General features: G+C 71.5%; 19 protein-coding genes and 1 pseudogene. 17 read left to right on the forward strand and 3 right to left on the reverse strand.

Going from position 1 to position 23289, the window contains the following annotated elements:
• Positions 1-564: 564 nt before the first annotated feature.
• The 8 genes from ACIQPT_RS26995 to ACIQPT_RS27030 all read left to right on the forward strand — a co-directional run bounded on the left by ACIQPT_RS26995 (position 565) and on the right by ACIQPT_RS27030 (position 10179).
• Entirely contained in the window at positions 565-1647 is a 1083-nt protein-coding gene (locus tag ACIQPT_RS26995) for an ABC transporter substrate-binding protein (RefSeq protein ID WP_401159333.1), read from the forward strand.
• Positions 1648-1746: 99 nt separating this feature from the next.
• On the forward strand, positions 1747-3393 hold the full coding sequence (locus tag ACIQPT_RS27000; RefSeq protein ID WP_401159336.1) for a sugar ABC transporter ATP-binding protein: 1647 nt from the start codon (positions 1747-1749) through the stop codon (positions 3391-3393).
• Positions 3390-4364 carry an ABC transporter permease gene (locus ACIQPT_RS27005; protein WP_401159338.1) on the forward strand — a complete coding sequence of 325 codons (975 nt, stop codon included), beginning with the start codon at positions 3390-3392 and terminating at the stop codon, positions 4362-4364. Before ACIQPT_RS27000 ends, ACIQPT_RS27005 begins: the two co-directional genes overlap by 4 nt.
• A complete protein-coding gene (locus tag ACIQPT_RS27010; RefSeq protein WP_401159340.1) occupies positions 4361-5407 on the forward strand; it encodes an ABC transporter permease in 1047 nt (348 codons plus the stop codon). The genes ACIQPT_RS27005 and ACIQPT_RS27010 overlap by 4 nt, the downstream gene beginning before the upstream one ends.
• Before the next feature lie 45 nt (positions 5408-5452).
• Entirely contained in the window at positions 5453-6484 is a 1032-nt protein-coding gene (locus ACIQPT_RS27015) for a LacI family DNA-binding transcriptional regulator (RefSeq protein ID WP_401159342.1), read from the forward strand.
• Positions 6485-6526: 42 nt separating this feature from the next.
• A complete protein-coding gene (locus ACIQPT_RS27020) occupies positions 6527-7621 on the forward strand; it encodes an aldose epimerase family protein (RefSeq protein ID WP_401159344.1) in 1095 nt (364 codons plus the stop codon).
• A 107-nt stretch (positions 7622-7728) separates the two neighbouring features.
• Entirely contained in the window at positions 7729-9696 is a 1968-nt protein-coding gene (locus ACIQPT_RS27025; RefSeq protein WP_401159345.1) for a GTP-binding protein, read from the forward strand.
• A 66-nt stretch (positions 9697-9762) separates the two neighbouring features.
• Positions 9763-10179 carry an acyl-CoA thioesterase gene (locus ACIQPT_RS27030; RefSeq protein WP_401159347.1) on the forward strand — a complete coding sequence of 139 codons (417 nt, stop codon included), beginning with the start codon at positions 9763-9765 and terminating at the stop codon, positions 10177-10179.
• Positions 10180-10213: 34 nt separating this feature from the next.
• On the opposite strand, the gene ACIQPT_RS27035 is transcribed toward ACIQPT_RS27030, so the two are convergent.
• Complete coding sequence (locus ACIQPT_RS27035) at positions 10214-11701, reverse strand: MFS transporter (protein WP_401159349.1); 1488 nt, start codon at positions 11699-11701, stop codon at positions 10214-10216.
• A 123-nt stretch (positions 11702-11824) separates the two neighbouring features.
• Between ACIQPT_RS27035 and ACIQPT_RS27040 the strand changes: the two genes are divergently transcribed.
• The gene (locus tag ACIQPT_RS27040) at positions 11825-12397 is read left to right on the forward strand and encodes a TetR/AcrR family transcriptional regulator (protein ID WP_401159351.1); all 573 of its coding nucleotides are present in this window, start codon (positions 11825-11827) and stop codon (positions 12395-12397) included.
• 121 nt (positions 12398-12518) lie between these two features.
• A complete protein-coding gene (locus ACIQPT_RS27045) occupies positions 12519-13772 on the forward strand; it encodes an MFS transporter (RefSeq protein WP_401159352.1) in 1254 nt (417 codons plus the stop codon).
• 91 nt (positions 13773-13863) lie between these two features.
• Here the strand turns inward: ACIQPT_RS27045 and ACIQPT_RS27050 are convergent, their stop codons facing one another.
• A complete protein-coding gene (locus ACIQPT_RS27050; protein WP_401159355.1) occupies positions 13864-14397 on the reverse strand; it encodes an EF-hand domain-containing protein in 534 nt (177 codons plus the stop codon).
• A gap of 262 nt (positions 14398-14659) precedes the next feature.
• Between ACIQPT_RS27050 and ACIQPT_RS27055 the strand changes: the two genes are divergently transcribed.
• The gene (locus ACIQPT_RS27055; RefSeq protein ID WP_401159357.1) at positions 14660-15442 is read left to right on the forward strand and encodes a helix-turn-helix domain-containing protein; all 783 of its coding nucleotides are present in this window, start codon (positions 14660-14662) and stop codon (positions 15440-15442) included.
• Here ACIQPT_RS27055 and ACIQPT_RS27060 read toward each other — a convergent pair.
• Positions 15432-16529 (reverse strand): MerR family transcriptional regulator, encoded by a 1098-nt coding sequence (locus tag ACIQPT_RS27060; RefSeq protein WP_401159423.1) that lies wholly within the window; start codon positions 16527-16529, stop codon positions 15432-15434. The genes ACIQPT_RS27055 and ACIQPT_RS27060 overlap by 11 nt on opposite strands.
• Before the next feature lie 279 nt (positions 16530-16808).
• Between ACIQPT_RS27060 and ACIQPT_RS27065 the strand changes: the two genes are divergently transcribed.
• The 6 genes and pseudogenes from ACIQPT_RS27065 to ACIQPT_RS27090 all read left to right on the forward strand — a co-directional run.
• Positions 16809-17843, forward strand: a complete 1035-nt coding sequence (locus ACIQPT_RS27065; protein WP_401159358.1) for an iron-siderophore ABC transporter substrate-binding protein — start codon at positions 16809-16811, stop codon at positions 17841-17843.
• Positions 17840-18880 carry a FecCD family ABC transporter permease gene (locus ACIQPT_RS27070; RefSeq protein ID WP_401159360.1) on the forward strand — a complete coding sequence of 347 codons (1041 nt, stop codon included), beginning with the start codon at positions 17840-17842 and terminating at the stop codon, positions 18878-18880. Before ACIQPT_RS27065 ends, ACIQPT_RS27070 begins: the two co-directional genes overlap by 4 nt.
• Positions 18877-19929 carry a FecCD family ABC transporter permease gene (locus tag ACIQPT_RS27075; RefSeq protein WP_401159362.1) on the forward strand — a complete coding sequence of 351 codons (1053 nt, stop codon included), beginning with the start codon at positions 18877-18879 and terminating at the stop codon, positions 19927-19929. The genes ACIQPT_RS27070 and ACIQPT_RS27075 overlap by 4 nt, the downstream gene beginning before the upstream one ends.
• Positions 19926-20765, forward strand: a complete 840-nt coding sequence (locus ACIQPT_RS27080) for an ABC transporter ATP-binding protein (protein ID WP_401159364.1) — start codon at positions 19926-19928, stop codon at positions 20763-20765. The genes ACIQPT_RS27075 and ACIQPT_RS27080 overlap by 4 nt, the downstream gene beginning before the upstream one ends.
• Before the next feature lie 149 nt (positions 20766-20914).
• Complete coding sequence (locus ACIQPT_RS27085; RefSeq protein WP_401159365.1) at positions 20915-22135, forward strand: cytochrome P450; 1221 nt, start codon at positions 20915-20917, stop codon at positions 22133-22135.
• 22 nt (positions 22136-22157) lie between these two features.
• Positions 22158-23288: pseudogene (locus ACIQPT_RS27090) on the forward strand (type III polyketide synthase); the annotation flags it as partial.
• Between the last annotated feature and the right edge of the window lies 1 nt (position 23289).

Here is a 23289-nt window from a genome sequence, read left to right on the forward strand (position 1 = left end):
GCGGCTCCTGCTCTGAGCCGGGGGCCGCCTGAGCTGCGGCCGGCTCGGTGGGGGTGATGGCGCGCGGGCGAGGGGTGCCAGGGCTGGTGCGGGGCAGGACGAGCGGGGCCGTGCCCCGGTCGGGGGAGCGGTGGGGCGGCCGGACGGGCGCATGCCGAAGGTCGCCGTCGCGCGGTCGGTCCGGCGTACGGCAGCCAGCCTTGCAACGATGGAAAATCGGCGTCCGGCGGTATGACAGCACGGTGCCGGGCGGCTGTCCAGAGGCCGCGCAGGACCCGTTGCCATGCGACGGGCCGATTCCCGCCCGCCGGCCCCGACCCGTGGCCGACACATTTTGGAAACGCATCGCCGACGCTCTTGCCGCCCGTGCCGCGCCGCCTATATAACGTTGTAAACCGAGCCGCCGACAGGCCGCGCAGGCTCTCACGACCGCTGTTCCCGCAGTACGGAGCAGGGGCGTGAGGAATGCAGCGGCATCGGCCGCAGAGCAGCCGATGCCTCGTCCCGCATGCCCGACCGCACGCCGATCAGCGTGCCGTCAACCCGCCAAGGAGCGTTCCGCGCATGATGATCCAGCGTCGATCCCGTACCCTCGCCGTGGCCTGTATCCTCGCCGCCACCACGCTGGCCGCCGCCGGCTGCGCCAAGTCGGAGACCTCCAACAACGCGGGCGGCGACAGCAGTCAGGGCGCGCAGGAGGCCAAGACCCCCGATTCCTCGTCCGGCGCGGGCTGCAAGCTGGAGACCTACGGCGCGCCGAAGCTGGACCTGAAGGACGCCGTGGTCGGCTTCTCCCAGTCGGAGAAGGAGGCCAACCCGTTCCGGATCGCCGAGACCCAGTCCATCAAGGACGAGGCGAAGAAGATCGGCGTCAAGAAGCTCCTCACCACCAACGCCCAGTCCCAGCTGTCGAAGCAGATCAGCGACATCCAGGACATGCTGTCCCAGGGCGCCCAGTTCCTCATCGTCGCCCCGCTCAACTCCGACGGCCTGGAGCCCGCGCTGAAGGCGGCGGCCGCCAAGAAGGTCCCCGTCCTCACCATCGACCGCAAGGTCAACTCCACCGCCTGCAAGGACTATGTGGCCTTCCTCGGCTCCGACTTCGTCGAGCAGGGCAAGCGCGCCGCCGACGCGATGATCAAGGTCACCGGCGGCAAGGGCAAGGTCGCCATCCTGCTCGGCGCGTCCGGCAACAACGTCACCACCGACCGCACCAAGGGCTTCGTCGACCAGGTCAAGGCCGAGGCCCCCGGCCTGGAGATCGTCGCCCAGCAGACCGGCGAGTTCGCCCGCGACAAGGGCCAGCAGGTCATGGAACAGCTCATCCAGTCCAAGCCCGACATCACCGCCGTCTACGCCGAGAACGACGAGATGGGCCTCGGCGCGGTCACCGCGCTGAAGGCGGCCGGAAAGAAGCCCGGCAAGGACGTCAAGATCGTCTCGGTCGACGGCACCCGCAACGCCGTCCAGGCCCTCGTCAACGGCGAGTACAACGCCGTCATCGAGTCCAACCCGCGCTTCGGCCCGCTCGCCTTCGCCACCGCGCAGAAGTTCTACGCCGGTGAGGAGATCCCGGAGAACGTGATCATCACCGACCGCGAGTACGACGAGGCCAACGCCAAGGACTCGCTCGGCGGAGCGTACTGACCCCGACCGGCACTCCGGCCGCCGCGACGGCCCCGGGACACCTCCCGGGGCGTTACGGCGGCCCGGCATCGTTCCCGTAACACCGGAAGGCCAGGATTCATGGCACCAACCCAAGCGACCCCCCAGCACCCGGAGACCCCCGGGGCCGGGGCCGCCGCCGTGGCGGACCCCGTCCTGGAGGCCCGCTCGGTGAGCAAGCGGTTCCCGGGCGTCGTCGCCCTCGACGGAGTCTCCTTCGCGCTGCGCGCGGGCGAGGTCCACGCGCTCGTCGGCGAGAACGGGGCCGGCAAGTCCACCCTCATCAAGGTGCTCACCGGCGTCTACCAGAGCGACGAGGGCGAGGTGCGCGTGACCGGCGAACCGGTCCGCTTCGCCCGCCCCTTCGAGGCGCAGCAGGCCGGGATCTCCACCATCTACCAGGAGGTGAACCTCGTCCCGCTGATGAGCGTGGCGCGCAACATCTTCCTGGGCCGGGAGCCGAAGAACCGTTTCGGGCTCATCGATTTCGCCCGGATGAACCGCGAGACCACCGAACTCCTCGACGGCTTCGGCGTCCGCGTCGACCCCAAGCGGCCCCTGCACACCCTCGGCATCGGCACCCAGCAGATGGTCGCGCTCGCCCGCGCCGTCTCCGTACAGGCCCAGGTCGTCATCATGGACGAACCCACCTCGTCGCTGGAGCCCCGCGAGGTCGAGACCCTCTTCCGGGTCATCGAGAACCTGCGCGGCCAGGGCATCGCCGTCCTCTACGTCAGCCACCGCATGGACGAGCTCTACCGCATCTGCGACCGGGTCACCGTCCTGCGCGACGGCCGCCACATCCACACCGGCGAACTGGCCCCGCTGGAGCGCATGCAGCTGGTGTCGATGATGCTCGGCCGCGACATGGCCGAGGTCCGCCGCGAGGGCCTCACCAACTTCGACGCCGCCGGACACGAGGCGGCCCGCACCCCCGTCCTCACCGCCAAGGGTCTCGACCGCCGCCACCAACTGCACGACATATCCGTCGAGTTGTACGCCGGTGAGGTGCTGGGACTCGGCGGGCTGCTGGGCTCCGGCCGCAGCGAGACCGCCAAGGCGCTGACCGGCGCGCTGCCGCTGGACGGCGGCGAGATCACCGTCGACGGCAAGCGCATCGGCCGCCCCACCCCAGCCGCCGCCATCCGCGCGGGCATCAGCATGCTCCCCGAGGACCGCAAGGCCGAAGGCATCGTTCCCGGCCTCTCGGTCCGCGAGAACATCGTGCTCGCCGCCATGCCCCGGCTCTCCAAGGGCGGCATCGTCTCCCGCGCCAAGCAGGACCGCATCGTCGACCTCTTCATGAAGCGGCTGCGGATCAAGGCCTCCAGCCCCGAACAGAAGGTCGGCGAACTCTCCGGCGGCAACCAGCAGAAGGTGCTGCTCGCCCGCTGGCTCTGCCTGGAGCCCAAGGTGCTGCTGCTCGACGAGCCCACCCGGGGCATCGACGTCGGCGCCAAGGCCGAGGTGCAGTCGCTCATCGACGAACTCGCCCGCGAAGGCCTCGCCGTCCTGCTGATCTCCTCCGACATCGAGGAGCTGATCGAGGGCGCCGACCGCATCGTCGTCCTGCGCGGCGGCGCGGTCGCCGGTGAACTCGCCGGCGACGAGGTGGCCGAGAGCCGCCTCCTCGAAGTGCTCGCCGACCACACGCCGGACACCGTGCTCGCCGACCACACGCCCGACACCGGCGGGAAGGTCCCGGCCGGCCAGGAGGACCCCCGATGACCACCCAGGCCACCCTGCCACGCCCCGCGAAGCCACTGGCCCGGCTGCGCGACCCCGCCTGGTACCAGGAGTACGGCGTGTACGCGGCCGTCGCCGTCGTCCTGCTGTTCAACGCCCTGTTCACCGAGCACTTCATGACGGCCGACAACCTGCGCACCCAGCTCGTCCAGGTCGCCCCCATCGTGATCGTCGCGCTCGGCATGGCCCTGGTCATCGGCACCGAGGGCATCGACCTCTCCGTCGGCTCCACCATGGCGCTCGCCGCCGCCCTGCTGCCGCTCTACCTCGGCTACGGACTCGTTCCCGCGCTCCTGATCTCCCTGCTCGCCGGTGCGGTGGTCGGCGCGATCAACGGGACGCTCGTCTCGCTCGTCGGGCTGCAACCCATCGTCGCCACACTCGCCCTGTTCGTCGGCGGCCGGGGCCTCGCCCTCGTCATGGCGGACGGTCAGCTCAAGCAGATCGTCAACCCCGACATCCTCGCGCTCGGCACCGGCTCCTTCCTGGGCATCCCGCTGGTCGTCCTCATCGCGGGCGTCCTCGCGCTGGCCGTCGCCTTCCTGGTGCAGCGCACCACCTTCGGCCGCCAGATCGTCGCCATCGGCGGCAACCGCTCGGCCTCCGCGCTGTCCGGACTGCCCGTCAAGCGCGTCCTGATCGGCGTCTACATCCTGTGCGGGGTGATGGCCGCGCTCGCCGGCATCCTCGCCACCGCCCGGCTCACCGCCAGCGATCCGTCCTCGCTCGGCACCCTCATGGAGCTCTCCGCCATCACGGCCGTCGTGGTCGGCGGCACCCCGCTGAACGGCGGCTCCATCCGGGTGCTCGGCACCGTCGCCGGGGCCCTGCTCATGCAGTTGCTGCGCGCCACCCTCGTCAAGCACGACCTGCCCGACTCCACCGCACAGATCGCCCAGGCGGCCATCATCATCGCCGCCGTCTACGTCGCCCGGGAGCGTAGGTCCCGATGAAGAACACCACACCCACCGCCCCGGCCCCCCAGGCGCCGGCGCCGCGCAAGAACGCCCCCTCGCGCCCCGAACCCCGACCCGAGCGCTCCACCGGCTCCCGCGTCGGCGAACTCGTCCAGCGCCAGGGCGTCCTGGCGGTCCTGCTGACCGTGATCCTCATCGCCTCGTTCGTCTACCCGACGTTCGCCAGCGTCGACAACGCCCGGGGCGTCACCGTCCAGGCCTCGTTCCTCGCGATCGTCGCCCTCGGCATGACGCTCGTCATCATCACCGGCGGCATCGACCTCTCCGTCGGCTCCGTCTTCGCCCTCGGCGGCGTCCTCGCGGCCTGGGCCTCGCAATGGGGCTTCCTCGCCGCCCTGCTCGTCCCCCTGGTGGTCTGCGGCGCGATCGGGCTGGTCAACGGCCTGCTCATCGCCCGCGGGAACATGGCGCCCTTCATCGTCACGCTCGCCACGCTCCTCGCGGCGCGCGGCATGCTGCTCGCCTTCACCGACGAGGGCGCCACCACCTACCTGGTGCCCAAGGACTCCGCCTTCGCCGAGCTGGGCCAGGGCAGCGTCTGGGGCTTCGGCTACCCGATCCTCATCGTCCTGGCCCTCTTCGGGGCGGGCGGACTGCTGCTCCAGCGGACCTCGTTCGGACAGACGCTGTTCGCCGTCGGCGGCAGCAGCGACGCGGCCACCCTGATGGGCCTGCCCGTCGCCCGGACGAAGATCCTCGTCTACACCCTCAGCGGACTGCTCGCCGGACTCGCCGGAGCGCTGAACGCCGCCCGTCTCTCCTCCGGCGTCACCATCGTCGGCGTCGGCATGGAGCTGGACGCGATCTCCGCCGTCGTCATCGGCGGCACCCTCCTCATCGGCGGCGCGGGCTCGATCAGCGGCACCCTCTGGGGCGTCCTGCTGCTCGCCGTGATCCAGAACCTCATCAACCAGATCGGCTCGCTCAACTCCTCGTACCAGTCGGTGGTCAGCGGCGGCTTCCTTATCGTTGTCGTGGTGGCGCAGCGTTACCTCGCGCGCAGCCGGAGAACCACCTGAACCGTACGGATCGGGCCGAGTCGAACCAAGGAAACAAGGAGTGCCGTGGGCGTCAGCCTCAAGGACGTAGCTCAACGGGCGGGCGTGTCCATCAAGACCGTGTCGAACGTGGTCAACAACTACCAGCACGTCACCCCCAAGATGCGGGCCAAGGTCCAGCAGGCGATCGACGAGCTCGGCTACCGGCCGAACCTCACCGCCCGCCATCTGCGCAAGGGCCGCACCGGCATCATCGCGCTGGCCGTCCCCGAATTCGGCAACCCGTACTTCGCGGAACTGGCCGGCGAGGTCGTCGACGCGGCCGCCCGCCACGACTACACCGTCCTGGTCGACCACACCGCGGGCCGGCGGGACAAGGAGCTGCTGGTCTGCCAGGGATTCCGCTCCCACGTCATCGACGGCCTCATCCTCAGCCCCATCCACCTGGAGACCGAGGACCTGATGGCGCGCGCCGAGACCGCGCCGCTGGTGCTGCTCGGCGAGCGCGAGTACGAAGCTCCGTACGACCACATCGCCATCGACAACGTGGCCGCCGCCCGGGAGGCCGTCGCCCACCTCGTCGCGCTCGGCCACCGCAGGATCGCCTTCCTCGGCTCCCGCACCGGCCAGGAACGCCAGCCGGCCCACCTGCGGCTGCGCGGCTGGCGCGAGGAGCTGGCCGCCTCCGGCATCGAACCGGACGAATCCCTGGTCGTCGTCACCGACGGTTACGGTCGCGAGGACGGCGCGGCCGCCATGGCCTCCCTCCTCGACCGGGGCGAGCGGCCCGACGCCGTGTTCGCGTACAACGACATGATCGCCACCGGGGCGATGCGCACCATCACCGAACGCGGCCTCACCATCCCGGACGACATCGCCGTCGTCGGCTTCGACGACATCGAGGAGAGCCGGTTCGGGGCCACCACCCTCACCACCATCGCACCGGACAAGGCGGCCATCGCCCGGCTCGCCGTCGACAGCCTCGTCGAACGCCTCGCGGGCACCCCGGTCGCCGAACCCCGGCGGCCCCGCCCCGGCTACCGCCTCGTCGTCCGCGAATCCACCACGCCCCGCGAGGCTTCCGGCCCGGCCCGCTGACACCGCTTCGCGAGGCCCCTTCCGCACCCCAAGGAACTCCTCATGCCCACCGTGCACCGCAAACCGTTCGGCCGCGCCCACGGGCAGAGCGAGATCGACCTCTGGACCCTCGACTCCGGCACCGGCGTCCGGGCCGAGATCCTCACCTACGGCGGTGTCCTGCACAGCCTCACCGTGCCGGACACCGCCGGCGACCCCGGCCCGGCCGTCCGGTCGCTGCCCGCGCTCGACGACTACACCGACAAGAACCCGTACTTCGGGGCCATCGTCGGCCGGTACGCCAACCGCATCGCCCACGGCCGCTTCACCCTCGACGGGACCACGCACCACATCCCCGCCAACGACCGGGGCCACGCCCTGCACGGCGGCCCCGACGGCTTCCACACCAGGATCTGGCAGGCCGCCGGGCACCGTACCGACACCGCCGCCGTCCTCCGGCTCACCCTGCACAGCCCCGACGGCGACATGGGCTTCCCCGGAGCGCTCGACGTCACCGCCACCTACACCCTGGACACCGCGGGGACCCTCGCCGTCGACTACCGGGCCGTCACCGACCGGCCCACCGTCGTCAACCTCGCCCACCACGCCTACCTCAACCTCGGCGACGACGACATCCTCGGCCACACCCTCCAGGTCGACGCCGACGCCTACCTCCCCATCGACGCCGGCTCCATCCCCGAAGGCCCGCCCGCCCCGGTGACCGGCACCCCGTTCGACCTCACCGCCCCGCGGCGGCTGGGCGGACGACTCGCCCTGCCGCACCCCCAACTCGCCCTGGCCGGCGGGTTCGACCACTGCTGGGTGCTGCGCCCCGCCGAGCCCGGAACCCTGCGCCGGGCCGCCCGCCTCGCCGCCTCCGGCGACCGGCGGATCCTGGAGCTCTGGACCACCGAACCGGGCCTCCAGGTCTACACCGCCAACCAGCTCGACGGCGCGTTCACCGACGGCACGGGCCGCCGCCACCAGCGCCACGGCTCGCTCTGCCTGGAGACCCAGCACCTGCCGGACTCGCCCAACCGCCCCGGCCACCCGAGCACGGTGCTGCGCCCCGGCGAGACCTTGCGCAGCCGCACCGAATGGCGCTTCCCGCACCTGCGCGCGGAAGAAATCCGGTTGCGACCGGAATCGACCCCCTGATCTACTCCCCGCAAGCCATCAGGACGACCCAGGAGTTTGAACTATGCGCGGAGCTTTCGTGTTCCTCCCGACAGAAACTGACCTTTCTCTCAAGGACATGAAGCTCCGTGCACACGTTGAATCTGGGAATTCTGGCGCATGTCGACGCCGGTAAGACAAGCCTGACCGAGCGGCTGCTGCACACCGCCGGAGCCATCGACACCCTCGGCAGCGTCGACGACGGCAGTACGCGGACCGACTCGCTCGCGCTGGAACGCCGGCGCGGCATCACGATCAAGTCCGCCGTCGTCTCCTTCGCCGTCGGCGACACCACGGTCAACCTCATCGACACCCCCGGTCACCCGGACTTCATCGCCGAGGTGGAGCGGGCCCTGGGCGTGCTCGACGGAGCGGTCCTGGTGGTCTCCGCGGTGGAGGGCGTCCAGGCGCAGACCCGCGTCCTGCTGCGCACCCTGCGCCGACTGCGCATCCCGACCCTGCTGTTCGTCAACAAGACCGACCGGCCCGGAGCGCGGTACGGCCCACTGCTGACGAGCATCACCGAACGGCTCTCCCGGGACGTCGTCGCGATGGGCCTCACCGACCGCCTCGGCACCCGTGAGGCGACCAGCACCGCGTTCACCGACGCCGACCCCGCCTTCACCGCCGCGCTCGCCGAACAGCTCACCGCCCACGACGACGAGCTGCTCGCCGCGTACGTCGACGACCCGGCGGCCCTCACCCACGCCCGGCTCCTCGGGGCTCTGGCCGAGCAGACCGCCCGCTGCCTCGTCCACCCGGTCTTCTTCGGCTCCGCCGCCACCGGCGCGGGCATCGACGCCCTGGTCGACGGCATCACCGGACTGCTGCCCGCCGCGCGCGGCGATGCCCGGGGCCCGGTCCTCGGCACGGTGTTCAAGGTGGACCGCAGCGCCGGGGGCGATCGGAACGCGTACGTCCGCATGGTCGAAGGGACCGTGCACACCCGGGACGTCCTGCCCTTCCGGAGCCCGGACGGAGCGGTGGGCGAGGGCAAGGTCTCCGCGATCGAGGTGTTCGAGAACGGTACGGCGACGATCGCCGCCTCGGTCGGCGCGGGCCGCATCGGCAGGCTGCGCGGCCTGGCGGGCATCCGCGTCGGCGACACCGTCGGCACGGTCGCGGCGGTGGCCGAAGCCCGGCACTTCGCCCCGCCGACGCTGGAGACGATCGTCGTCCCCGCCCGCCCGGAGGACCGTGGCGCGCTGCACCTCGCGCTCGGACGTCTCGCCGACCAGGACCCGCTGATCGGCGTCCGCCGCGACGACCTCCGCCGGGAGGTGTCCCTCTCGCTCTACGGGGAGGTGCAGAAGGAGGTCATCCAGGCGACCCTGGCCGACGAGTTCGGCGTCGACGTCACTTTCCGCGGGACCACGACGATCTGCCTGGAGCGGCCCGTCGGTACGGGGGCGGCCGTCGAGTTCATCGACACGGACCTTCACCCCTTCCTCGCCACCGTCGGACTGCGGGTCGACCCGGCCCCGTACGGCAGCGGGGTGGAATTCCGCCGTGAAGTGGAACTCGGCTCCATGCCCCCTTCCTTGATGCGAGCGGTCGAGGACACGGTGCTTTCCGCTCTGAGCCAGGGAATGCACGGCTGGCAGATCACCGATTGCGTCGTCACGCAGACGCATTCCGGATACGACAGCGTGTCGAGCACGGCGGGCGATTTCCGCCATCTGACGCCCCTGGTCCTGATGGACGCGCTGCGCCGGGCCCGAACGCAGGTGTACGAGCCGGTGCACCGCTTCCGCCTGGAGTCGCCCGCGGACGCCTTCGGCGCACTGGTCCCGGTCCTCGCCCGGCTCCGCGCCGAGCCGGGTCCGCCCGAGACGCACGGTGCGCTCTGCACCGTGGAGGGCGAGATCCCGGCGGCCCGGGTGCACGAACTCCAGCAGCTCCTGCCGGGGCTGACCCGGGGCGAGGGAGTGCTGGAGTCCGCCTTCGCCGGCTACCGCCCGGTGACCGGCCCGGCCCCGGAGCGGCCGCGAACGGACAACGACCCGCTGCACCGCAAGGAGTACCTGCTGCGCACGGTGCGGCGGGTCGCCGGCTGAGCCTCTCGCCGGGCGGGTAGGACCGGCCACCGGAATGGACCGCTGCCCGCAGACGTTCGCACGGTCATGACCTTCTCCGTTGATGTGACCGTGCGCGGCTATGAGCTCGACACCCAGGGACACCTGAACCAGGCCGTCTACCTCCAGTACGCGGAGCACGCCCGCTGGGAGCTGCTGCGGGCCGCCGGACTGCCCCAGGAGAAGCTGCTGGCGGACGGGATCGGCCCGGTCCAGCTGGAGGTGACGGTCAAGTACCGTCGCGAGCTGCGCGGGGGTGAACGCGTACAGGTCACCTGCCGCTTCGACTACGGCACGGGCAAGACGTTCACCATGGAGCAGCAGGTCATCAAGGAGGACGGCACGGTGGCCGCGGAGATCACCGGAGTGGCCGGTGTCCTCGACCTGACCGAACGTCGCCTCGTCCCGGACCCGCAGGGCCGCCTGGCCGCACTGGCGGGCAACCCGGACCTGCTGACGGGCTGACGGCTTCCGCGTCGGGCGGTTCACCGCCCCGCTGTCATCGCGGGGCGGTCCGCCGGCCGCGGCGCGCGCCGGTGACGACGAGAGCTCCGGCGATGAGGACCACGAGGGCGGCGACGCGCAGTGCGGTGCCGGCGCCGTGGGTGAATGCCTCGGTGACGGCCGTGCGGTCGGCCGGGGCCAGGGCGAGCGCGTCCCGCACCGTGTGCGGGGGAGGAGTGCGTTCGCTCAGCCCGGCCGGCAGGTGGTGGGTGAAGCCGGCGGTGAGAACGGTTCCGACGACCGCCACGCCCAGGGCGCTGCCCAGTTCGCGCGTCGCCGACTGGAGTCCTCCGGCGATCCCCGCCCTCTCCACGGGCAGGGCCGAAGCGATCTGCGCGGTGAGGCAGGGAGCGGCCAGCATGATGCCGAGCCCGATGACGACCAGAGCGGCCGCGTACGCCGGGTAGGCCAGGGTCGAGGCGTAGGAGAGGGTGAACAGCCCGGCGCTGGTGAGCGCGAAGGCCGCCGAGAGCGTCGCGGGGACTCCGATACGACGGACGAGCCCGGGGACGTAGCGGGTGCCCACCAGGAGCGGGACGGTCAGCGGAACGACCCCGAGCCCCGCCTGCAGGACGGTGAAGCCGCGTCCGTACTGCAGGAGCGAGGCGTTGACGTAGAAGAGGCCGAAGTTGCCGAAGAAGATCATCGTCATGCCCAGGGCGGCGCTGCTGAGGGCAGGGCTGCGGAACAGCCGGGGATCCAGCATCGGGTGAGGGGCGCGCAGTTCGACACGTACCCAGCACAGGCTCAGCAGAGCGCCGCAGGCGAACGAGAGGAGAACGACCGCGCTGCCCCAGCCCTGTTCGGGACCCTCGATGATGCCGATCAGCAGGGCCACGACCGCGGCCACGAACAGCAGCGTGCCCGGCACATCGAGACCGCGTTCATGCCGGGCGCTGCGCGGCGCGGACCGGGCGGCCCAGGCCAGGCAGCAGAGCGCGACCAGGGCGACCGTCAGGAACAGGGACCGCCAGGAGCCCACGTTCAGCACCGCTCCGCCGCCGACGTTGCCGACGACGCCGCCGATACCGGTGGCCGCCGCCCAGACGGCCAGCGCGTGGGGGCGCCGCTCGGGTGCGGTGGCGTGCAGGAGGATGGCGACGCAGTTGGGCAGAACGCACGCCGCGCCCAGGCCTGTGACGGCTCGCCCGATCAGCATGACCGCGACGTTCGGCGCCACGGCCGATACCAGGGCGCCGAACGCGAATATGCCGAGCCCCGTCAGCAGGACCCCCTTGCGGCCGAACTTGTCGCCGACTGCGCCCGCGGGTATGACCAGGCAGGCGAAGATCACCACATACGCGTCGACGATCCACAACAGGTCCGACGAGGTGGGCCGCAGTGAACCGGCGGCGAGGTCGGGTACGGCGAGGTTGATCGCCGCGACGAATCCGACGACCAGCGCCGTGCACACGCTCATGGCGGCGAGCACCGGGCCGGACTTCTCTGCCGTCGGCGCCGGGCTTTCCACGGTGGAAGCCATGTCTCGTTTCCTTCTGGGGATGGGGTGTTGGAGGTGGAGGCAGGGCCCGATCGCAATTACGAGGCACCGTGCATCGTAAAAGTAACACCATTCGGTGCACGGTGTCTCGTTTATAGTGGGGGCATGGTTCAGGAAACCGGCCGGGGCAGGCCCCGCAGCGAGAGCGCACGGGCGGCCGTGCTGCACGCCGTCGACGACCTCCTGGTCGAGGTCGGGTATGCGGCACTCACCATGAAAGGGATCGCCGAGCGCGCCGGCGTGGGCCGGCAGACCGTGTACCGCTGGTGGTCGAACAAGGCCGAGGTCCTCTACGAGGCCAGCGTCATCGACGCCCGGCAGGAGCTGGCGGTCCCCCTCAGCGGCGACGCCCGCGACGACCTCACGGCCTATCTCGACGCCCTCACCGGCTTCCTCGCGCACTCGCACGCGGGAGCCGCCTACCGTGCCCTGCTGGGGGAGGCCCAGCACGACACGGACGTGGCCGCTCTCCTCGCGTCCGGTGACGTCCTCGGTGAGAGCGCGGCCGCGGTGGTGGCTCCGCTGCGGGAGGCCGGCGGCGCCGATCTGTCGCTGGAGCAGGCGGCCGCCCTGCTGATCGGTCCGGTGTTCTTCCACATCCTGTCCGGCAGGGGGCCCGAGGGGATCGACACGAAGAAGCAGGCGGACCGGTTCCTGCGCGCCCTGGCCGTGGACTGAACCGACCCGGCCCCCGCCCGGTCAGGGCGACGGGAACGGCCCACGCCCGCCGCCCGGCCCGACCGCCATCACCGCGTTCTCGCTCCTCGTCCCCGCACGTGAACAGGACAAGCCGACACTCATGTCCGTACCCGCCAAGGAATCCGTCGTCCGGACCCCCGGCATCCCGCACCTGCTGGTGACGATGCTGTTCTGCTTCTCCGGATTCGCCCTCCTGCTTCCGGTCTCCCCGGCATGGGCCGTCCACGGAGGAGCCGACGCGTTCGGCGCCGGACTCGTCACCGCCGTCCTGATGGCCGCCACCGTGCTGGCCCAGCTGTGCGTCAGGGCCACGCTCCGCAGGCTCGGCTGGACCCGCACCCTCGTCCTCGGTGCTCTCCTGCTCGGCCTGCCCTCGCTCCTGCAAGCCCTCAGCGACCACCTGCTGCCCGTCCTGCTGACGACCGCACTGCGCGGAGCGGGCTTCGGTATCGTCACCGTCTGCGGTGCCACGGCGGCAGCCGTCCTGGCTCCGCGCGGACGCCAGGGGGCGGTCATCGGCCTCTACGGTCTCGCCGTCGCCCTGCCCCAGGTCGTCCTCACCCCGGCCGCTCCCTGGCTGACCGACACCTTCGCCCTGCCCGCGGTCATCGCCTGCGGCGTGCTCCCCGTCCTCGCCCTGCCCTGGGCGCGCGCCCTCGGCCACGCCGTCGAGGCCCGCGCCGACACCCCCGCCACCCGGGACGGCACCGCCCGGCATCCGGCCCGCGCGACCGCGGTGCTCCGGCGTATTCGGCGTCCCCTGGCCGTGCTGCTCCTGGTCACGGCGGCGGGCGGAGCCGTACTCACCTTCGCCCCGCAGTTCACCGCCACCCCCGCGCTCGCCGCAACAGGGCTGCTCGCCCTCACCGGCACCGCCGCGCTGGCCCGCTGGGGCTGCGGAGAGCTCGCCGACCGGATCGCTCTGCGGCCCATCACCGGCGCCCTCGCCCTCACCGCGGGCGCGGGGCTGGCACTGATCGCCCTCGCCATCGGTGCGGACAGCACCCCCGTCGCCGTCCTGCTGTCCGGACTGCTTCTCCTGGGGGCGGCATACGGAGGACTCCAGAGCCTCACCCTTGTCCAGGCGTTCGACTACGCGGGCGCCGAGAACCGGCACATCACCTCGGTCGCCTGGAACATCGGCTACGACGCGGGCACCGGCCTCGGATCCCTGATGCTGGGCGTGGCGGCACAAGTGGCCACGTTCTCCGCCGGCTTCGTCACCCTGTCCGGCCTGATGGCCGCCGCTGGCCTGGCCGTCCTCCTCATCGGCCACCGTCCGTCCGCCGACCCTCCGGAGGACGGCCGCCGGCGCGCGCCCGGAACGGAGAGCCCGTCTCTCGGCGAGCGCTGACGCCGACGCGGTGAAAGCCCGGGCGAGGCGTTCACCGCGTCGGTCGTGTCCGAGGCGATGTGCCCCGGCCGTCCTCTCCCGGGGCGCCCGGTCAGACCGCCGTGCCGACGACCAGATGGTCGCCGGGGATCCCCGCCTTCCCCGGCGCGTAGTAGTCCTTGATCCCGGCGACCCAGGTCTCCACCCGGATCCGGTCCCCGTCGGTCGGCTCGAAGGCGTCGAAGAGCGCGTCGATGTTCGCGGGCTCGAACCCGATGGCCGTCATCAGCGCCATGAACAGCGGCCGCTCGATCAGGCCGTCGCCGTCGGGGTCGCCGAGTGCGGCCAGCGCCTCGGCGAACACCGCGACGGTGGCGTCGAATCGCTCCGGCGACAGCACGCAGGCCGTGAACTCCTCGAAGCTGATCTCGCCGTCCCCGTTGGCGTCGAGCTCGGTGAGCAGGGTCGTCCAGTACCGCCGGAACGCCGCCCGCATCGCGTCCTTCGCCGCCTGGTCCGAGGCGTGCGCCTCCTGGACGACGCGGTCGGCCATGAGGTCGAAGTCGTCCGCCTCCAGGACGCCGTTGGCGTTGGCGTCGAACAGGGAGAAGACGAGCGCGACCCGCCTGGTGGCCTCAGTGCTCATGAATCCGTCACCTTTCTCCGCAGTCACGTTCTCTCCGACCGCGGCCCGGTGCCCGGTCGGCCCACCCACTGTCCGCCGGGGAGCGCCGTTCCCGGCGAAAGCCGGGGTTCTTTCACCTGAAGGACGTAACTGACCTGCCTAAACGTCGGGTTGAGTCAGTCGGAGGGGCTCGGTGGCTCCGCGCGCCCCCGACCTTCTAGGCTGAGCGGATGCGCACTCCGTCCGCCGCGAGCGGCTCCCGTACGACCGAGGTCCGCCTCCCGTGACCAGGGAGACCCGGACGCTGCCCGCGTTCGCCCCCGGCTCGGTGGACACCCCCTTCGTCATCCGGGGCTACGACGAGGTCGTCTCCCACGACACGCACTGGGACGCGCACTCCCACCCCTTCCACGAGCTGCTCTGGAACGAGCGCGGCGCCTCCACGGCGGTGGTCGGCGAACGCATCTGGACGATCACCCCCGCGCTCGGCCTGTGGATGCCCGCCGGGACCCTGCACTCCGGGTCGGCGACGGCGGGGACCTGGTTCCGGGCGAGCTTCTTCGGCTTCCGTACGACGTCGTCGATCTCCGACACCCCGGTCGCCGTCGAGATCACCCCCCTGCTGCGCCTCCTGCTGGAACGGCTCGGCGAACCCGGCCTCGCTCCCTCCTCCCGGGCCGCGACCGAGGCGCTGGTGCTCGACGTCCTCGCGCCGTCGCCCCGCGAGCTGCTCGTCCAGGTCCCCACCTCCGGCCTCCTGCGCCCCATCGCGGACGCGGTCCGCGAGGATCCGGGCGACCAGCGAACGCTGGCGGACTGGGCGTCCGAGCTGGGGGTCAGCACCCGCACGGTCACGCGCGCCTTCAGCGCCGAGACGGGCACGAGCTTCGTACGCTGGGTCGCGACGGTCCGCGCGCAGCACGCGATCGGCCTGCTCACCCGGGGCTGGGACGTCGAGTCGGTCGCCGAGCAGGTCGGCTACCGCTCCGCGAGCGCCTTCGGCGCGGCCTTCCGGCGGACCACCGGGCTGACCCCGGGGACGTTCCGGCCCGCGTTCACGCCCTGAGCAGGCGGAGGCCGAGATCCGCCGCGTCGAGGCCGACGAGGCCGCCGTTGCGTTCGGCCCACCGACCGGAGGCGAGGTCGTCGGCGAGGCTGCGTACCGCACGCCCCTCCGCCTCCGGCCCGACCCTCGTCCACACCGACGCGGCACGGCGCACACGTTCCTCCAGATACGCCCCCGGCCGGCGCCAGTACGCCTCGAACAGGCCGTCGGCGCAGTCCCACGGGACGGGCACCGGCTCGGCGCGGGCGCCGATCGCGTCGGCCATCCCGGCGAGCGAGGGGAATTCCGCGAGGACGCCGGTGAACTCGGGCAGATAGTCGCGGGTGAGCCAGAACCGGTCCTGCCATCCCGGCTCGTCGGTGTCGAAGGTGAGCACCACCACGCGGCGGGCCACACGCCGCATTTCGCGCAGCCCCGCGATCGGGTCTCCCCAGTGGTGAACGGTGGAGACGGCCATCGCGACATCGAAGGAACGGTCCGCGAACGGCAGGCACTCCGCGGCGGCGTCGACGCACGGCGCCGAGCCGGGAGGCCGCTGCCCCCGCATGACCGCTGACGGTTCCACCGCGGTCACCCGGCGATCGGCAGGCTCGTAGGAGCCGGTGCCGGCCCCGACGTTCAGCACCGTCCGCGCGTCTCCGAGCGCGTCCCAGATCTGCGCGGCGATCCGGGGATCGGTACGCCGGGTCGCGGTGTAGGCGCCCCCGATCGCGTCGTACAGCTGTGCACCGAGCATGGTCAGTTGTTCCTCCGGTGTCACCTTGAGTCCCTTCGCCCGTGTCTCGAGTTCCCTGTCGATGGCCGTCACCATCGCGTCGGCGCGATCACGCCGCTCCAGCAGCAGGCCGCGCAGCCGGTGCAGGTGCGCGACCGCGTCGGCCGACGGATCGTCGATCAGTTCCGCGATCTCCCGCAGTCCGAAGCCCAGCCGCCGATAGGCCAGCACCTCACGCAGCCGTTCCACGTCGCCCGCCGCATAGGCCCGGTACCCGGCCGCGGTCCGCGCGGACGGCCGGACCAGCCCGATCCCGTCGTAGTGATGCAGTGTGCGGACGCTCACGCCGGCCAGCTCGGCCACGCGTCCCACGGTCCAGTGTTCTTCCACGGCACCGACTGTGCGGCCTGACGCCACGTGAGGGTCAAGAGCTTCCTGTACCGCCGCCCCGCCAACGACGGATGTCTCCATCGCTACAGCACCTGTCTCAAACGGTTGATTGCGACAGGCGGGCCGACTCTCATAAAGTGCGAAGGCAAGCCTTACCTAAGCCCATGCCAGACGCGCCGCGCAGCGCTCCACGACGGCGGTCCCCACCCCGGACGTGCGAGAAGCGGCACCCCCGACATCCGGAAAGCCGGGTACACACCCATGTCTTCACACCGCCTCCGCCTGCTCATCGTGGCGGCCGCCCTCGTCGGTGTCTCCGCCTGCGGCGGGACGACCGACACCGGGAACAAGGACGACGAGAGCCGTTCCGGCGGCGCGTTCCCGCTGACCGTCGAGCACGCCCTGGGCAAGACCACCATCCCGGCCAAGCCGAAGCGCGTCGCGACCGTCAACTGGGCCAACCACGAAGTGCCGCTCGCGCTCGGCGTCGTGCCCGTCGGCATGGCCGCCGCCAACTTCGGCGACGACAACGACGACGGCGTGCTGCCCTGGGTCGAGGAGAAGCTCGACGACCTGAACGCGAAGACGCCGGTCCTCTTCGACGAGACCGACGGCATCGACTTCGAGGCCGTGGCGGACACGAAGCCGGACGTCATCCTGGCCGCGTACTCCGGTCTGACCAAGAAGGACTACGAGACCCTCAGCGAGATCGCCCCCGTCGTCGCCTACCCGGACGCCGCCTGGGCCACCCCGTGGCGCGAGATCATCCGGACGAACAGCAAGGCGATCGGGCTGGCCGACGAGGGCGAGAAGCTGATCAAGAAGCTCGACGGGGACATAGCGAAGACCGCCGCCAAGTACCCGCAGCTCAAGGGCAAGTCGGCGATGTTCATGACGCACGTCGACCCCAACGACGTCAGCCAGGTCGGCTTCTACACCGCCCACGACACCCGCACCCAGTTCTTCCAGGACCTCGGGATGACGATCCCCGGATCCATCGCGAAGGCGTCCGAGGGCACGAAGAAGTTCGCCCTCACCAAGAGCGCCGAACAGATCGACGCGTTCGACGACGTCGACATCATCACCGGCTACGGCGACGACACCGGTGAGCTGCTCAAGACGATCACCAAGGACCCGCTGCTCTCGAAGATCCCCGCCGTCGAGCGCGGCTCCGTCTACCTCCTGCCCGGCACCAGCCCGCTGGCCACCGCCGCCAACCCGACGCCCCTGTCGATCAGCTACGTGCTGGACGACTACGCCGCCGCCCTCGCCAAGGCCGCGGACAAGGCCAAGTGACCACGCTCGACACCCGTACCCCGCCGGACGCCGTCACCGGGCGCCCGGCGGGCGTGCGCCTGCTGTGGGTCCTGCTCTCCGTACTCGCCCTGGCCGCCGTCATGGTCGCGTCCGTCGCCCTCGGCTCCCGCGACGTGCCCTGGTCCGACGTCGTCGCGGCGCTCGGCGGCGCGGACGACACCCTGGGACGGGCGGCGGCGACCAAGCGCATACCCCGTACGGTCCTCGCGGTCGTCATCGGCGCGGCACTCGGCCTCGCGGGCGGCGTGATGCAGGGCGTGACCCGCAACCCGCTGGCCGACCCGGGCATCCTCGGCGTCAACATGGGCGCCTCGCTCGCCGTCGTCACGGCGGTCGCGTTCTTCGGGCTCACCTCGCCGACCGGATACATCTGGGTCGCCATCGTGGGCGCCGCCCTGTCCGCCCTGTTCGTCTACACCGTCGGAACCCTCGGCAGAGGAGGGGCGACGCCGCTGAAGCTGGCCCTCGCCGGGGCCGCCACGTCCGCGGCCTTCGCCTCGCTCGTCAGCGCGGTCATCCTGCCGCGCAACGACATCGCCGGAAGCTTCAAGCTCTGGCAGATCGGCGGCGTCGGCGGCGCGTCCTTCGAACGCATCGGCCAGGTCGCGCCGTTCCTCGCGGTCGGCTTCGTCGTCTGCCTGCTGTCCGCCCGCGCCCTGAACTCCCTCGCCCTGGGCGATGAGTTGGCTGCCGGTCTCGGCGAACGCGTCGCCGTGGCACGGGCCGTGGCCGCCCTCGGCGCCGTACTGCTCTGCGGCGCGGCCACCGCCGTCGCCGGACCGATCGGCTTCGTCGGCCTCGTCGTCCCGCACACCTGCCGGCTGCTCGTCGGCGTCGACCACCGCTGGCTCCTGCCGCTCTCCGCGGTGCTCGGCGCGGTCCTGCTCACCGCCGCCGACATCGTCGGCCGGATCGTGGCCCGCCCCTCCGAGATCGACGTCGGCATCGTGACCGCACTGATCGGGGCCCCCTTCTTCATCTACATCGTCCGCCGACAGAAGGTACGTGCCCTGTGAGCGCCCCCGTCCTCACCCGGCGGCCGTCCGTCGAGGCCGCCACCCGCCGTCGTGTGCGCGGCGCCTCGCGCCGTCGCCGGGTCGTCCTGGCGCTGGTGGTCCTCGTCCTCGCCGCGTTCGCCGTGACCCTCATGGCGGGCCGCACGTTCTACCCTCCCGGCGATGTGTTCCGGGTGATCCTCGGGGAGCAGGTGCCGGGAGCGTCGTTCACGGTGGGCCGGCTGCGGCTGCCCCGCGCGGTCCTCGCCCTGGTGGCCGGATTCAGCTTCGGCCTGGCCGGCGTCACCTTCCAGACGATGCTCCGCAACCCGCTCGCCAGCCCCGACATCATCGGCATCAGCTCCGGGGCGAGCGCCGCGGCGGCCATCGCCATCGTCACCCTGTCGCTCGGCGAGGTCCAGGTCTCCGTCCTCGCCATCGCCGCCGGCCTCGGGGTCGCCCTGCTGGTGTACTCACTGGCGTTCCGGGGCGGAGTCGTCGGCACCCGGCTCATCCTCATCGGCATCGGGATCTCCGCGATGCTCGACAGCATCACCTCCTACGTCCTGTCCCGGGCCGCCGAATGGGACCTCCAGGAGGCGATGCGCTGGCTGACCGGCAGCCTCAACGGCGCCGGCTGGGACCAGGTGGTCCCCGCGCTCGCCGCGGCGGCCGTCCTCACCCCGCTGCTGCTGGGCCAGGCCCGTAACCTCTCCGCGCTCCAGCTCGGCGACGACACCGCCTCCGCCCTCGGCGTACGCGTCGAGCGCACCCGGATCACCGTGATCGTCGCCGCCGTCGGGCTGATCGCCTTCGCCACCGCGGCGGCCGGACCCATCGCGTTCGTGGCGTTCCTCTCCGGCCCCATCGCCGCCCGGATCGTCGGAGCGGGCGGCTCCCTGCTGGTGCCCGCCGGACTCGTCGGCTCGCTGCTGGTCCTCGTCGCCGACTTCTGCGGCCAGTTCGCCTTCGGCGAGCGCTATCCGGTCGGCGTCGTCACCGGCGTCCTCGGAGCCCCCTACCTCGTCTACCTGATCATCCGCACCAACCGGGCGGGAGGCTCGCTATGACCACGCACCACCGACTGACCGCCGAAGGACTCACCCTCGGCTACGGCGACCGCACCGTCGTCGACTCCCTCGACCTGGCCGTACCGCCGGGCCGGATCACCGTGATCGTCGGCGCCAACGCCTGCGGCAAGTCGACCCTGCTGCGTTCCATGTCCCGGCTGCTCGCACCCCGGGCCGGCCGGGTCCTCCTCGACGGCAAGGAGGTGCACCGGCTGCCCGCCAAGGAGCTGGCCCGCACCCTCGGCCTGCTGCCGCAGTCGCCCGTGGCGCCCGAGGGCATCACGGTCTCCGACCTCGTCGGCCGGGGCCGCCACCCCCACCAGGGGATCTTCTCCCGCTGGAACGAGAAGGACGACGCCGCCGTGGCCGACGCACTGGAGGCCACCCATACCGAACCGCTCGCCGAGCGTGCCGTGGACGAGCTCTCCGGCGGCCAGCGCCAGCGCGTCTGGATCGCCATGGCCCTGGCCCAGCAGACCGATCTGCTGCTGCTCGACGAGCCGACCACCTTCCTCGACGCCAGCCACCAGATCGAGGTCCTCGACCTCCTGACCGACCTCAACCGCTCGCGCGGCACCACCATCGTGATGGTCCTGCACGACCTCAACCTGGCCGCCCGGTACGCCGACCACCTGATCGCCCTGGCCGACGGCGGGCTCCACGCGTCCGGCACCCCCGCCGAGGTGCTGACGGAGGAGACCGTACGGGCGGTGTTCGACCTCGACAGCCGCATCATCGAGGACCCCGTGTCGGGCCGGCCCCTGATGCTCCCGATCGGCCGCCACCACGTCCTGGACCGGGCCGAGGCCGTGCCCGTCGCGAAGTTGACCGGCTGAGCGCCGGGGGCGTGCGCCCCCCTGATCGGCTGACGGCGGAGTGACTCCGACATGTTTCGGCAGGTGACGGGGGACAGAGGGTGAGGTCTGGTGCCGGGTCCCGATCCGGCACGCCTTCATTCTCGAAGCGGTCATGGGGAGAAACCTCGGTGGAGAACACCTCGGTGCAGAACAAGGAAACCGTACGGAGCTGTCCGTTCGACTACGCGCAGCAGCTGGAGTTCGACCCCCAGCTCAGGCAATTGCTGACCGAGGAGCCGGTGTCCCGCATCCGTATGGCGTACGGGGAGGGCGAGGCCTGGCTGGTCACCCGCTACGAGGACGTGCGCACGGTCACCACCGACCGGCGGTTCAGCCGCGGTGCCGTCCTCGGCCGTGACTTCCCCCGGATGACCCCGGAGCCGATCGTCCAGGCGGAGTCCATCAACCTCATGGACCCGCCCGCCAGCAGCCGGCTGCGCAGCCTGGTCGCCAAGAGCTTCACCCCCCGCCGCGTCGAGCAGATGCGCGGCGGGACCCAGCGCGTCGTGGACCGGCTGCTGGACGAGATGGAGGCGGAGGGCTCACCGGCCGACTTCGTCGCCCGGGTCTCCTCGCCGCTGCCGCTGATCACCATCTGCGAGGCGCTCGGCATCCCCGAGGCCGACCGCCCCTGGCTCCGCGCCCACGCCATGACGATGATGAACGTCGGGGCCGCGGGCAAGCAGGACGCCGTACGCGCCAAGGCGGAACTGCGCGGCTACTTCCAGGAGCTGACCGCCGACCGGCGCCGCTCCCCGGGCGAGGACCTCATCAGCACCCTGGCCACCGCCCGGGACGGCGCCGAACTGCTCGACGACGACGAGCTGGCCGTCATGGCGATGGTCCTGCTCATCACCGGCCAGGACACCACGACCTACCAGCTCGGCAACATCGCCTACACCCTGCTCACCCGCCCGGAGCTCCTGCACTCCCTCCAGGCCGAACCGCAGCGGCTGCCCCGCACCCTGGAGGAGCTGCTGCGCCACATCCCCTTCCGCAAGGGCGTCGGCATCCCGCGCATCGCCATGGAGGACGTAGAGCTCGGCGGCGTCCTCATCAAGGCCGGCGACGTGGTGCACGTGTCCTATCTGACGGCCAACCGGGACGCGGCCAAGTTCGACCGTCCCGACGAGCTGGATCCCGACCGGCCCTCCATCCCCCACATGACGTTCGGCTGGGGCGCGCACCACTGCCTGGGCGCACCGCTGGCCACCATGGAACTGGAAGTGGCCTTCTCCACGCTGCTGACCCGCTTCCCGGCCCTGCGTCTGGACGTGCCGCCCGAGGACATCCAGTGGAACACGACGTCCATCTGGCGTTACCCGCTCGCCCTGCCCGTCACCTGGTGACGAGAGCCTCCGCTCCAGAGAACGAGGAGAACCCATGGCGACCCTGTGCCGACCGGCCATCGCTGTGCCCGAGCACGTCATCACGATGCAGCAGACCCTGGACCTGGCCCGGGAGACCCACGCCGGGCACCCGCAGCGCGACCTCGTCCTGCGGCTCATCCAGAACACCGGCGTCCAGACCCGGCACCTCGTGCGGCCCATCGAGGAGACCCTGAAGCACCCCGGATTCGAGCTCCGCAACCGGGTGTACGAGGCCGAGGCCAAGACCCGGGTCCCCGAAGTCGTCCGGCAGGCCCTCGCCCACGCCGAGACCGACCCGTCCGAGATCGACCTGATCGTCTACGTCTCCTGCACGGGCTTCATGATGCCCTCGCTGACCGCGTGGATCATCAACACCATGGGCTTCCGGGCGGAGACCCGCCAACTGCCCATCGCCCAGCTCGGCTGCGCGGCGGGCGGCGCGGCGATCAACCGCGCGCACGACTTCTGCCTGGCCTACCCCGAGGCCAACGTCCTCATCGTGTCCTGCGAGTTCTGCTCGCTGTGCTACCAGCCCACCGACATCGGGGTCGGTTCGCTGCTCTCCAACGGGCTCTTCGGGGACGCCCTGTCCGCGGCCGTCGTCCGGGGACAGGGCGGCACCGGCATGCGCCTGGAGCGCAACGGCTCCCACCTGGTGCCCGACACCGAGGACTGGATCTCCTACGCGGTCCGCGACACCGGGTTCCACTTCCAGCTGGACAAGCGGGTCCCGGGCACCATGGAGATGCTCGCCCCGGTGCTCCAGGACCTGGTCGACCTGCACGGCTGGTCCGTCCCGGACATGGACTTCTTCATCGTCCACGCGGGCGGGCCACGCATCCTGGACGACCTCTGCCACTTCCTGAAGCTGCCGCCCGAGATGTTCCGCTACAGCCGGGCCACCCTCACCGAACGCGGCAACATCGCCAGCTCCGTCGTCTTCGACGCGCTGGCACGGCTCTTCGACGACGGCGGCGCCGCCGAGTCCGCGCAGGGGCTCATCGCCGGCTTCGGGCCCGGCATCACGGCCGAGGTGGCGGTGGGCAGTTGGGCGAGCCACGACCCCCGGGCCACCGCCGAGCACGACCTCGAAGAGCTGGAGTTGACGTCCGGCGTTGCGCTGTCCGGCTGAA

The organism is Streptomyces sp. NPDC091289, from assembly GCF_044757365.1.
GTDB lineage: Bacteria > Actinomycetota > Actinomycetes > Streptomycetales > Streptomycetaceae > Streptomyces.